General features: G+C 61.1%; 10 protein-coding genes. 5 read left to right on the top strand and 5 right to left on the bottom strand.

The window, feature by feature from the left end; translation table 11 throughout:
- Positions 1-44 precede the first annotated feature (44 nt).
- Together amaA and amaB are read right to left on the bottom strand one after the other, a co-directional pair.
- Complete coding sequence (gene amaA, locus ACQKEN_RS02665) at positions 45-1,328, bottom strand: L-pipecolate oxidase (protein WP_427683459.1); 1,284 nt, start codon at positions 1,326-1,328, stop codon at positions 45-47.
- A 229-nt stretch (positions 1,329-1,557) separates the two neighbouring features.
- A complete protein-coding gene (gene amaB / locus ACQKEN_RS02660; RefSeq protein WP_427683458.1) occupies positions 1,558-3,048 on the bottom strand; it encodes an L-piperidine-6-carboxylate dehydrogenase in 1,491 nt (496 codons plus the stop codon).
- A 156-nt stretch (positions 3,049-3,204) separates the two neighbouring features.
- Between amaB and ACQKEN_RS02655 the strand changes: the two genes are divergently transcribed.
- From ACQKEN_RS02655 to ACQKEN_RS02640, 4 genes are all read left to right on the top strand, one after another.
- Positions 3,205-4,110, top strand: coding sequence for a LysR family transcriptional regulator (locus ACQKEN_RS02655; protein WP_108119156.1), 906 nt, complete (start codon positions 3,205-3,207; stop codon positions 4,108-4,110).
- A 328-nt stretch (positions 4,111-4,438) separates the two neighbouring features.
- The gene (gene pncB / locus ACQKEN_RS02650; RefSeq protein ID WP_427683455.1) at positions 4,439-5,638 is read left to right on the top strand and encodes a nicotinate phosphoribosyltransferase; all 1,200 of its coding nucleotides are present in this window, start codon (positions 4,439-4,441) and stop codon (positions 5,636-5,638) included.
- Between the two features lie 58 nt (positions 5,639-5,696).
- A complete protein-coding gene (gene nadE, locus ACQKEN_RS02645) occupies positions 5,697-6,524 on the top strand; it encodes an ammonia-dependent NAD(+) synthetase (protein ID WP_427683453.1) in 828 nt (275 codons plus the stop codon).
- Between the two features lie 292 nt (positions 6,525-6,816).
- Positions 6,817-7,842 carry a DUF1338 domain-containing protein gene (locus tag ACQKEN_RS02640; RefSeq protein WP_427683451.1) on the top strand — a complete coding sequence of 342 codons (1,026 nt, stop codon included), beginning with the start codon at positions 6,817-6,819 and terminating at the stop codon, positions 7,840-7,842.
- A 3-nt stretch (positions 7,843-7,845) separates the two neighbouring features.
- On the opposite strand, the gene azu is transcribed toward ACQKEN_RS02640, so the two are convergent.
- A complete protein-coding gene (azu, locus tag ACQKEN_RS02635; RefSeq protein ID WP_122533806.1) occupies positions 7,846-8,292 on the bottom strand; it encodes an azurin in 447 nt (148 codons plus the stop codon).
- 425 nt (positions 8,293-8,717) lie between these two features.
- On the opposite strand from azu, the gene ACQKEN_RS02630 reads away from it, so the two are divergent.
- The gene (locus tag ACQKEN_RS02630; RefSeq protein ID WP_427683449.1) at positions 8,718-8,930 is read left to right on the top strand and encodes a hypothetical protein; all 213 of its coding nucleotides are present in this window, start codon (positions 8,718-8,720) and stop codon (positions 8,928-8,930) included.
- 142 nt (positions 8,931-9,072) lie between these two features.
- Here the strand turns inward: ACQKEN_RS02630 and ACQKEN_RS02625 are convergent, their stop codons facing one another.
- Positions 9,073-9,969: a transglutaminase family protein gene (locus ACQKEN_RS02625; RefSeq protein ID WP_427683448.1), complete on the bottom strand. Its 897-nt coding sequence runs from the start codon at positions 9,967-9,969 to the stop codon at positions 9,073-9,075.
- Positions 9,969-12,470 (bottom strand): circularly permuted type 2 ATP-grasp protein, encoded by a 2,502-nt coding sequence (locus tag ACQKEN_RS02620; RefSeq protein ID WP_427683446.1) that lies wholly within the window; start codon positions 12,468-12,470, stop codon positions 9,969-9,971. The genes ACQKEN_RS02625 and ACQKEN_RS02620 overlap by 1 nt, the downstream gene beginning before the upstream one ends.
- Positions 12,471-12,585 lie beyond the last annotated feature (115 nt).

Here is a 12,585-nt window from a genome sequence, read left to right as displayed (position 1 = left end):
TAGTGGATGTAGGAAAAAGCGTTGTTTTGGAGAGAGAATTCTTCTCAGATTACGATTCTGAGGCACTGGCCCGCATGGTATAGCGAAAAGCCAGCCTCATACAAAGAACTGCGCAGTCCAACGGCCGCCAGCGGCTGCATCTGCACAAAGGGGATGGGTAAAACACTGGCGTTGCCGCTGCACAGATAATCGGCGAATGCTTTGCCGACCACCGTCCCTGTGGTGTTTCCGCGTCCGTTGTAACCGGTGACAGCGACCAGTCCTGGTGCAGGCTCGAACATGCGCAGCAAATGATCGGGCGTGAAATCGATGCAGCCGGTCCAGGTACATTCCCACTCAACCTGTTTGAGGAACGGGAAATAATGCCGTTGAACGCGATCGGCCCATGCCTTCAGAAACCAGCCAGGCTTCTGATTGCCATTGCCCAGACTGCCCAACAACAGCCGGCCATCGGCATCGCGGCGAATGCTGCTGAGCACTTGCCGCGTGTCCCAGGAGCCCTGCCCGCCCGGCAAAATCTGTTGCGCCGCGTCTTCGGTCAGTGGCGCCGAGGCCACTTGATAGTAATAGCCGGGGAAGAAGCTGCGCCGAAGCTCCGTCCACTCGCCCTCGGTGTAGGCGTTGGACGCGATAACGACCTGTTCGGCAAGCACCGCGCCGCTTTCGGTGATCACGCACCAGCGCGAGCCTTGTCGCTCAAGGCGTTTGACCGGCGAGTGGTCGAAACGCTGGCCGCCCAATTGCGTGACGGCCGCCGCCAGCCCGCTGGTGTAGGCCATCGGGTTGATGGTGCCCGCGCGGTGATCGAGTAATGCGGAGGTGATTTCGGTGGTGCCGGTCGCTTCCTGACAGGCTTTGCCGGTGAGCAATTCCACAGGTGCGCCGCGACGTTTCCATTGTTCTTCACGGCTGCGCAAGTCCAACTCGCCCTTGCCGTTGTGCGCCATGTGCAGCGTGCCTTTGCGCGTCGCCTGGCAGTCGATGCCGTATTTTTCGATGAGGCTGAAGACCAGCGACGGCGCATTGCCGAGCATGGTGTTGAGCTGGCTGCCGACTTTTTCGCCGAAGCCGGCTTCAATTTCGTCAGGCGGGATCCACAGGCCGGCGTTGACCAGTCCTACGTTCCGCCCGGACCCGCCCTGCCCGGTGCGATAGGCTTCGACGACAGCGACCGTCTTGCCTTGCTCAAGCAGATGAAGGGCCGCCGACAAACCCGTGATGCCTGCGCCAATGACGCACACATCGACCGTCACTTCCCCGCTCAACGCGGGCGCTTCCGGCCTTTGCGGCGTCAGCGTTTCCCACAGACATTCTTCGCGTAACGGCATCGCAAAACCTCGGAAAGAGACAACGATGATTCAAATGATCGTTCCCACGCTCCGCGTGGGAATGAATACGCGCGCGGATGACTTAAACCTGTAGGAGCGTGGCTTGTCCCGCGATCGGCTGCGCAGCAGTCGTAATGCGTTTCCCCGGTTGATTCAGACAAACCGGGTTCAAAAACTTACTGCCGCTGTGCGCCAGATCGCGGGACAAGCCACGCTCCTACACAAACCATCAATCAAACGTAATGCCCTGAGCCAGCGGCAGTTCGCGGGAGTAGTTCACCGTGGCGGTCTGGCGACGCATGTAGCCTTTCCAGGAATCCGAGCCGGATTCGCGGCCACCGCCGGTTTCTTTCTCGCCACCAAACGCGCCGCCAATCTCTGCACCACTCGGGCCAATGTTGACGTTGGCGATGCCGCAATCGCTGCCCAGTGCCGAAATGAATTGCTCGGCTTCGCGCACGTCGGTGGTGAAGATGCAGGACGACAAACCTTGGGGCACGTCGTTGTTCAGACGAACCGCCTCGCTGAACTCCTCGTACCCGACCACGTACAGAATCGGCGCGAAGGTTTCGCTGCGCACGACCTCACTCTGCTCCGGCATCTCGACGATGGCCGGGGAGACGTAAAAAGCGTTCGGAAATTTCTCTTGCAGCTGGCGCTTGCCGCCGAACACCCTGCCGCCTTCGCTCAACGCCTGCTCCAGCGCTTCCTGCATGTTTTCGTAGCTTTGCTTGTCGATCAGCGGACCGACCAGATTGCCTTCCAGCGGATGCCCGATGCGCACTTTGGCGTACGCCGCTTTCAGTCGCTCGACGAACTCGGCCTTGACCGACGAGTGCGCAATCAGACGACGCAGGGTGGTGCAGCGTTGACCGGCCGTGCCGACGGCACTGAAGAGCACCGCGCGCACGGCCAGATCCAGGTCGGCACTCGGGGTGAGGATCATCGCGTTGTTGCCGCCCAGCTCCAGAATGCTGCGGGCGAAACGTGCGGCGAGTTTCGGCGCCACTTCGCGGCCCATGCGCGTGCTGCCAGTGGCGCTGATCAACGCGACGCGCACGTCATCGACCAACGCCTCACCGGCTTCGCGGCCGCCGACGATACATTGGGTAAGGTACTGCGGAGCGTCCGAGAACTCAGCCGCGACTTTATCGAACAGTGCCTGACAGGCCAGCGCCGTCAGCGGGGTCTTTTCCGACGGTTTCCAGATCACCGAGTTGCCGCAGACCAGCGCCAATGCGGTGTTCCACGACCAGACCGCGACAGGGAAGTTGAACGCGCTGATGACGCCGACAACGCCCAGCGGATGCCAGGTTTCACGCATGTGGTGACCCGGACGCTCGGAAGCGATGGTCAGGCCGTACATCTGACGCGACAGGCCGACGGCGAAGTCGCAGATGTCGATCATTTCTTGCACTTCGCCCAGTCCTTCCTGAGTGATCTTGCCGGCTTCCCACGACACCAGCTCGCCCAGGTCGGTCTTGTGCTTGCGCAGCGCTTCGCCAAACAGTCGAATCAGCTCGCCGCGACGAGGCGCAGGCACTTTGCGCCACGCTTCGAAGGCGTGGTCGGCGCGGGTGATGCGCTGCTCGACTTCGGCGGCGCTCTCCCAGCTCACCGACGCCACCTGGCTGCCATCGATCGGCGTGTGAACAGGCTTGTCGCCCTGTTGATAAAGCGCGGCATCGACACCGAGTCGGGTAAGCAGGTCGTTGAGCATGGTTTCTCCTGAATCTGATCGTAAGCGCAAAAGCGGAATGCCAAATGTTGGTGATTTCGTCAGCCTCTAGTAATAGCTGGCCGGCGACACTGCAACAAACGACGATTAAGCGAGATATCATTCCGTTTTTTCATGCTGACGCTGAACGAGCCGAATATGCTGAGCAAACGCCATCTCCCGTCGGTCACCGCGCTGCAATGTTTTGAAGCGGTGACCCGTCACTTGAGTTTCACCCGCGCGGCCGAAGAGCTGAACCTCACCCAGAGCGCCGTCAGCAAGCAGGTCGCCCAGCTGGAAGAATTGGTGCAGCACCTGTTGTTTCGGAGAGTACGTCGGCGCCTGCAACTGACGCCAGCCGGTGCGCTGTACCTGGGCGAAGTGCGCAAAGTGCTCACGCAGATGGAGATGTCGACGCACTTCCTGCGTTCCTACGGCGGCGAAACCGAAGTCCTGCGCGTATCGACGCCTTCGACCTTCGGCGCCCGCTGGCTGGTACCGCGACTCAAGGGCTGGCGCTTGCGTCATCCGCACATTCATCTGGATCTGGTCAACGAACAGGAAAGCGATGACCTGGCCCAGAGCCGCTGCGACCTGTCGTTCTATTTCGGCGGTGGCGCCCGACCCGGTGCAGAGAGCGTGAGGCTGTTCAGTGAAGAACTCGTCCCGGTCTGCGCTCCAGGCAGCGTGCCTGAGGAGCCGTTCACCGATCCTACGCAACTGACCGATCTGGTCCTGCTGCAAAACGCGCATCGTCCCCAGGCCTGGCATGACTGGTTCGAAAGTCAGGGTTACCAGACCGAGCACAGCTATCACGGCCCGCGCTTCGAAACGATCTACATGTGCATTCGCGCGGCGCAAGTGGGCTGCGGCGTCGCGCTGCTGCCCCGGTTTCTGGTGGAAGAAGAACTGGCGGACGGAAAGCTGATCATCCCCTGGCAACACGCTCTCCCCAGCCAGGATGCGTATTACCTGGCGTACCCGGAGCACGCGGCCGAAGTGCCGAAGATTCGCGTGTTTGTGGAATGGATGCTCGAGCAGCTCAACGAGCCAACGCCTCAGTAGTCTGGATATCCGCAACATTGTAGGAGCGTGGCTTGTCCCGCGATCGGCTGCGTAGCAGTCGTAATCCGTTCCCCCGGTTGTGTCAGACAAACAGCATTCACCAGCATGACTGCCGCTTCGCGCCAGATCGCGGGACAAGCCACGCTCCTACCGGAAATCACCGTCCACCCAAACATTTCTGCCCCTCTTCCACGACGACTGGCATTATGTCGGCCATCGTCAATAACAAACCGGACGTACCGCCACAGCGCTACCGCAAGGTTGTATGCGACACCCAATTGAATCCCGGGCCGCACCTTGGCGGCCCGCTGCTGGCTGGAGCGACACAATGAGTGAGAGCGCTTTCGCGGACCGCATCGTGCAGAACCTGCTCGATACCGACCTCTATAAGCTGAGCATGATGCAGGCCGTGCTGCACAACTACCCCAACGTCGAAGTGGAGTGGGAGTTTCGCTGCCGCAACGGTGAAGACCTCAGGCCGTATCTGGCCGAGATCCGCCATCAGATCGAGCAGCTCTGCGACCTGTCGCTGAGCATTGAGGAAACCGGTTTCCTCGAACGCATCAATTTCATGAAGCCCGACTTCCTGCGTTTCCTCGGGCTGTTCCGCTTCAACCTGCGCTACGTCCAGACCACCATCGAAAACGACGAACTGTGCATCCGCCTGTCGGGCCCCTGGCTGCACGTGATCCTCTTCGAAGTGCCCGTCCTGGCCATCGTCAGCGAGGTCCGCAATCGCCATCGCAACCCGGAAACCCTGCTCAGCCAGGCCCGCGATCAGTTGTATCGCAAGTTCGACTGGCTGAACGCGACCGCCACCGCCGATGAACTGGCGGAATTGAAAGTGGCTGACTTCGGCACGCGCCGGCGCTTCTCCTACGCGGTGCAGGAAGACGTGGTTTCGGTGCTGAAAAAGGATTTCCCCGGCCAGTTCGTTGGCACCAGCAACGTGCATCTGGCGCGGAAATTCGACCTCAAACCCCTCGGCACCATGGCCCACGAATGGATCATGGCCCATCAGCAACTCGGCCCGCGCCTGATCGACAGCCAGATTGCCGCACTCGATTGCTGGGTGCGTGAGTACCGTGGCCTGCTGGGTATTGCGCTGACCGACTGCATCACCACCGATGCCTTCCTCGGTGACTTCGACCTGTTCTTTGCCAAGCTCTTCGACGGCCTGCGACACGATTCCGGCGACCCTGTGCAGTGGGCCGAAAAATGCATCCGTCATTATCAAAAGCTGGGCATCGAGCCGATGAGCAAGACGCTGGTGTTCTCCGACGGATTGAATCTGCCCAAGGCACTGGAAATATTCCGTGCGCTGAGGGGTCGCATCAACGTCAGTTTCGGGATCGGTACCAATCTGACAGCCGACATTCCGGGGATCCAGCCGATGAGCATCGTGCTGAAAATGACCGCCTGCGCCGGCCAGCCCGTGGCAAAGATTTCCGACGAGCCCGGCAAAACCCAGTGCAAGGACCCGGAGTTCGTGTCCTATCTGCGTCACGTATTCAAGGTGCCAGCCTGAGTCGAGCACCGACCGCCGCCCTTTTTATGCCATTCCTTTTTTGCTCGAGGAGTCAATCATGCAAGACGTACAGCGCGAGATCGCCCGGCAGCTCAACGTCCAGCCGCCTTTTGCCAATGATGAGGCGCTGCAGGCGGAAGTCAGCCGCCGCGTGCAATTCATCAAGGACTGCCTGAATAACGCCCGCCTGAAGGTGCTGGTGTTGGGCATCAGTGGTGGCGTGGATTCGCTGACAGCGGGTCTGATGGCCCAACGCGCCATCCGCGAGCTGCGTGAAAGCACCGGCGACAAGGCGTACACATTCATCGCCGTGCGCCTGCCGTATCACATTCAGCACGACGAACACGAAGCCACGGCATCGGTGGATTTCATCGGCCCGGACGAGCGCCACACGGTGGACATCGCGCCCTCGGTGAAAGCGCTGGTTGATCAGATCAAAGCCTTCGAAGGCCAAGCGGCCAGTGCCGTGGATTTCGTCAAAGGCAACATCAAGGCCCGGGCACGGATGGTCGCGCAGTACGCCATTGCCGGCGTGAAGGGCGGTCTGGTCATCGGCACCGACCACGCGGCTGAAGCGGTCATGGGCTTCTACACCAAGTTCGGCGACGGCGCCTGCGACCTGGCGCCGTTGAGCGGTCTGGTGAAGAACCAAGTCCGCGCGATCGCCCGCAGCTTCGGCGCCCCGCAGAACCTCGTCGAGAAAGTCCCCACCGCCGACCTCGAAGAACTGGTCCCCGGCAAACCGGACGAAGCGGCCCACGGCATCAGCTACGCAGAGATCGATGCCTTCCTGCACGGCGAGCCGGTGAAGCAGGAAACCGCCGAGATTATTGTCAGCACTTACCGCAAGACTCAGCACAAGCGGGATCTGCCGTACGCGCCGTAATCCCTCCGGGAACGGAAGCGCGCCTTTGGGCTGTGAATCCAGTCGCTTGAGCGCATGCAAATCCTGTAGGAGCGCGCTTGCCCGCGAAAGCGTTTTGTCAGTCGCCATGTGCATAACTGACCCAACTCATTCGCGGGCAAGCGCGCTCCTACATTGATTCACGCAATCCGCGGCGCGGCTCGAACGGCGCTGCATTCATAAACGGAATGAACCCGTTATTTCTTTTCGCTTGATGGCGCTCGCCATCACGGCTTACATAGCGCTCTGACTATCCCGCCCAGAGCCGCTATCCATGACTGCTTTCCAAGGCCTCTTTTCCCTCGTTGCGTCCACCGTCGGCCAGCCGGCTGCGGCGTGGCTCGAACACCGCGTTGAGGTGCCCCAGGCGCTGGGCGGGTTTTCGTGGTCTGACGAGGCGGTCCATCGGGCCTGGCTCGCCGAAGCGTTGAACCTGTGCCTGTTCCACAAGCTGGTAGAGGCCGTGCCCGACGGGCTTCGCTATGTGGACGAGCAATTCAAGGGCGGCCGCAAGGTGGTGTTCGACCACGGCGCCATTCGCACCGTCGATTGGGCGGACAACGGAGAATTGCCACGCGGGCGTCAGGCCTTCTCGCGTCTGCTGGAGCCGCTGGGTTTCACCGATGTGCGCACCTATCCGCTGACCAAACTGAACATGACCGGCTGGGGCTATCGCCAGATGGACCTGCCGGAAGACATCGCGCAGTTCTTCGTGTCCGAACTCCATCCCGGGCGCCTCAGCCAGGGGTTTCAAGACGCGGTAAGCCGTGTCGTCGGTTCGAGCCGCGACCCGTTGAGCCCTGAAGACCTGAGCGTTCTGAATCGCCTGCGCACCACCCGTCATTGCAGCGTTGCCGAAGCCACGCGCCTGCTACCGGCGCTGTATCGCGCGTTTGACCGCCAGCACGGCGTCGTTCGGGAAGATGACTATCGCCAACTGCTGAGCGAAAGCGCGGAAATGGCGTGGATCGCCACCGAAGGCAACAGCTTCAATCACCTGACCGATCGAGTGGTGGATCTGGAAGCGACGGTGGCAGAGCAGAATCGGCGCGAGCGGCCGATGAAGGACAGCATCGAGGTGTCAGGTTCGGGAAGGGTCATGCAGACCGCGTACAAGGCCTGCACGGTGAGCCGAGGACTGATGAATGCCGAGGGCATCGTAGTGGCGCACCAGGTGCCGGGCTCATTCGTTGAATTCATCCAGCGCAAGATCGACCCTGACAACGGCAAGATCGATCTCAACTTCGACAGCAGCAACGCCCAAGGCATCTTCAAGATGACCGACTCGAAGCGGGCTTAGCGGTTACTTCAGCGTGACAGTGCCTTTCATCATGCCGATGTGGCCCGGGAACGAGCAGAAGAAGCCGTATTTCTCGGCCGGGTCCAGTTTGGAGACGTCGAAGGTGACCGAGTCCGACTCTCCCCCGCCGATGACTTTGGTGTGGGCAATGACGCGTGTGTCACCGTCCTTCAAATAATCCTTATCGATGCCAACGCTCATGCCGTCAGTGGCGATCTGCGACATGTCATCGTATTTGCTGATGACCACGTTGTGGCCCATGACGGCCTTCGGCAGGCTGCCGGAGTGTTTCAGGTTGACGGTGAACTGCTTGCAGCTCTTATCGATTTCGATGGCCTTGGTGGTAAACGTCATCTGATCGGTGGAATCGACCTCGACCGAGCATTCGGCCGCCAGCAGGTGCCCACTGGCCAAAGTCAGAACGGATGCAGCGACAAGCTTGCGAATCATGGTGCGTCTCCAGGTGGGGTAACCTTTGATTGCGTATACAAAGACAGCCCTAAATTAGAACAACTCAGCAACTGTTATTACCGGTCATCTCTGCGCGGCCTCTATCAGGGCCATCGAGACAATCAAACAGTCAGCGCTACGATGGCTGCATAAGATCGCCCTGTCACCCCTCTTCAGGACGATCCCATGCAACTCTCCAGCATTTTCCGCAGCCTGCTCGCCGCTTACGCCTGTGGCGCATCGGGAAATTACGACCGCGCCAGCCAGGATTACGGCGTCTATCAACGAGCGGTTTTCAACGGCTGAGACCTGTAATGGCGGGCGACTGACCGGCATTGATGACCAGGTGAGGAAAAATACCACGCCGGTTTTGCACCATTCTCAGGCAGAATGTGCTGACTTATCGTCTGCCTCGAGGACTGCCCATGGCCAAACCCAACTATTCCTTCGCCAAACGCCAACGTGATCTGGCAAAAGAGCAAAAGAAAGAGGAAAAAGCACAGCGCAAGCAGGCCGAGAAGGCTGAAGCAGAGGCTGGAGAAGGTGCAGCCGTAGACGGCGAAAACGCCGAAGGTTCCACCGAAGCTGATGGCGCCACCGACGTAAAAGGCTCCGCTGAAGAAAAGCCTGCTGAGTGATCATCTGATACAGCGCAATAGGATGGATGAACGCGAAAATCTGTAGGAGTGAGCTTGCTCGCGATAGGATTTTCGCCGTGATCCATCCATTGACTGACACTCATCTATCGCGCACAAGCGCGCTCCTACAATGCGCCCCTCTTCACATCGAAATCGGCATCACCGTCACGCGCACCTCCGGGTCATGGCTCCCGCCGCCCAGAATCACCCCCCGCAACGGCGACACGTCAGAAAAATCCCTCCCCCACGCCAGACTGATGTGCTCAAGCGCAGGCTGAACGTTGTTGGTCGGATCGAAATCCACCCACCCCAACACCGGACAGAACACTGAAACCCACGCGTGGGACGCATCGGCGCCGATCAGCCGTGGCTGACCGGGCGGCGGTTGTGTGAGCAGATAGCCGCTGACATACCGTGCGGCCAGACCGCGCGAGCGCACGCAGGCCAGCATCAAATGAGCGAAGTCCTGACAGACGCCACGGCGGGTTTCCAGCACTTCCACCAGTGGCGTCGCAACCTGAGTCGCCTCGCCATCGAACGTGAACTCCTCGAATATCTTCTCCATTAGCGCCTGCGCGCACAGCAGCATCGGCCGTCCGGCGGGAAAGCAGCTGGCGGAGAATTCGACGAAGGTCTGCTTCAAATGCACGTAAGGCGATTCGAAGCGATACCGGCAGGCATCCAGGATATCCGGCGCCATCCTCGATGCGCTGTAGGTCAGCCGATGCTGCGCCTCGTCCCATGGGGCGGACCCACTGAAATCCAGCCGCGGCCGTTCCAGCACTTCAATGCGCAGGCGCGCGTTGACCTGCAGCTCATCGTGCGGGCGTTCGAATGCCAGGCGCGTCAGCGGATTGCCGAAAACGTCCAGCTCATCGCGGCGCGTGGTCGGCGCCGGGCTGATGACCAGATGCTGCTCCAGGCAACGCTGCCAGGGACTGCGTCGCGGCCACAGATGCGCAAGCTGCTGCGCCAGGGAAACCGGGCTGTCGTATTTGTAGTGCGTGTCGTGGAGGACCTGATACTGGGCGCTGTTCATCAGACCGACACCGTGCGCTGACTGACGTCGTCCACGTGGGCGAAATGACGCAGCGCAAGCCGGTCAGAAACGTGGCCACTGGTCTCGCCAATGGTCTGCAGCAAATCCGCCAACCCATCCAGCGCCGCCTTGACGCTGCTTTCACCGAACAGCCCTTCTTCCAGACAACCCAGATCGAACACCGACAGCCGCTGGATGAGCGTCGCGAGACTGTTGTCCTGGGGCACGCCGAAATCCTCGTTCATGCGCTTCACCGAGCGGGCCACCAGCTTCAGCTGAAACAACACCGCGTGGGGGTTCTGATCGTCCAGCACCAGCAAATCGAGCACCGGGATCAACTGCGGCAGGGCCAGATAGCGCGAGCGGTAGGTGATCCCGCTGTTGCCCAGCTCAAGCAGCCCGTCCAGAGCGTCTTGATGAAATACCGCGTCGCTGCGCAGGAATGCCGCCAGCGTCGTGCAAAGAAACTGCAAGCGCTCGATGCGTCGCCCGATCATCAGGAAGCGCCAGCCCTCGTCACGGGTCATGTCGTCCAGGGCAAAACCGGACAGCGCCGCCAGCGACATCACCAGACGGTTGAGAAAATCCAGCAGCTCGCCGAAATCAGGGCTCTCGGTCTCCAGGCTCATGGCTTCTCGCTGCAACTCCACCAGTGCCTGCCAGTTCTCGCGGGACAACTTGCCGCGCACCTGGGACGCCGCCCACTGCAAGCGCTGCAAGTTGGAGCGCAGGCTGAACGGCCAGTCGTCACCCAGCAAGGCTTCGAGCAAACGTTCATGCAGCTCGCTCGGTTCTTCTTCGTCTTGAAGCGGCAGCAGATTCAACCGCTCGGCCAGCTCGACCGCCGCTTGCAGGGCGACCGGATCATCGCCATCGACATAGCGCGTGAGCATGATCCGCAGCAGGCGCGCGCTGTCGTCGCAGCGCTCGCAGTAACGGCCGAACCAGAACAGGTTTTCCACCACCCGCGACGGCAGATACGGGTCGCGCCGCACCAAGTCGTGCACGCCCAGCGAATGGCGATTCTTCCACGGTTCGCTGCCCAGCGGACGCTCGCCAAGGATCCATGTGTCCTTGCTCGCCCCGCCGCGCTGCATCGACACCACATCGGCGTCGGCATCGGCGGCCACCCGGGTCAATCCGCCCGGCAAGACGCGATAGCCATCGGCCGTCGCCACCGCGTACACGCGCATGCCGATGGCGCGGGGCTGCAGCTGACTGTCCTCGCCCTGCCAGACGGGCGCGTGGGACAACTGCGCCAGTTCCTGAGCGACATAGGCATAAGGCCGGGCCTGCATACGCGCGGCCAGGGCCTGGCGGTCTTCGTCGCTGAGATCGCGGCCGAACACCGGGGCGAAACTCTGGGACGGGAACGCAGGCTTGATGAGCAGCTCGGGCATCTTCTCCAGCGCCTGGGCCAGCACCGGTGGCTCGCCGCACCACCACGTGGCGATCGACGGCAGCAGCAGCTCTTCACCAAACAGGTGTTCATTGATCTTTGGCAGAAACCCCAGTAGCCCTGGCGACTCCAGTACGCCGCTACCCAAGGCATTGGCCACCAGCACGCGGCGCTGTCGCACCGCCTGCAGCAGGCCCGGCACGCCCAGTGCCGAATCCGTGCGCAGTTCCAGTGGATCGCAGAAGTCGTCGTCAAGACGGCGCATGATCGCGTGAACACGACGCAGGCCGCTGAGGGTTTTCAGGTACACCGTGGCGTCCCGCACAGTGAGGTCGCTGCCTTCTACCAGCGGATAGCCCAGCTGACCGGCCAGATAAAGATGCTCGAAATAGCTCTCGTTGAAACGCCCGGGCGTCAGCAGCACCACCAGCGGTGCTTCGTGGCTGGTCGGAGCCTGGCGCGCAAGTGTTTCCTGCAGTGAGCGAAAGAAATTCGAGAGGTGCTGGACTTGCAGATCCCGGTACAACTCGGGAAACGCTCGCGACACAATCAGGCGGTTTTCCAGCGCATAACCGGCACCCGACGGCGCCTGAGTCCGGTCGGCGGTCACCCACCAGCGGCCATCGGGCGTGCGCGCGAGGTCCACAGCGTACACATGCAGAAACGTGCCCTCAGGCGGCTTCACGCCTTGGCAGGGCCAGAGGAAATTGTTGTGCCCGAATACCAGTTCCGCCGGCAGCAGACCTTCGGCGATCAGTTCCTGCGGGCCGTAGAGATCGGCCAGCACGGCATTGAGCAGACGGGCACGCTGGGCGATACCGGCCGCCAGGGGCTGCCACTCTTCCAGTGGAATCACGTGGGGCAGCATGTCCAGCTCCCAGGGTCGATCGGCACCCTTGGGGTCGGCGTAGACGTTATAGGTCACGCCGTTTTCCTGAATCTGCCGGGCGAGCAGGGCCTGACGCTGGATGAGCTGCGATGGTGTACTGCGCTGGAGATACTCGTACAGACGCTGCCAATGCGGCCGAACGGCGCCACTGGCATCCAGCATCTCGTGGTAGGTACCCGGGGTGAGCGGATAGTGGTCAAGCAGGTCAGGCATGGAAGGCTCGGCAGACAACAAAAGGACTCGAATCAACTGCGCTCAGAGTAGCGCAGACAACATGACACGCAGGGGCGCTTTCCATGTTTAGACGTGCGGCACGGCGACCTGACCC

It is taken from the genome of Pseudomonas sp. NPDC078416 (genome assembly GCF_050268485.1).
In the GTDB taxonomy this organism is placed as follows: Bacteria; Pseudomonadota; Gammaproteobacteria; order Pseudomonadales; family Pseudomonadaceae; genus Aquipseudomonas.
Note: the sequence above shows the minus strand (reverse complement) of the source record. Positions and strands in the feature narration are given on the sequence as shown.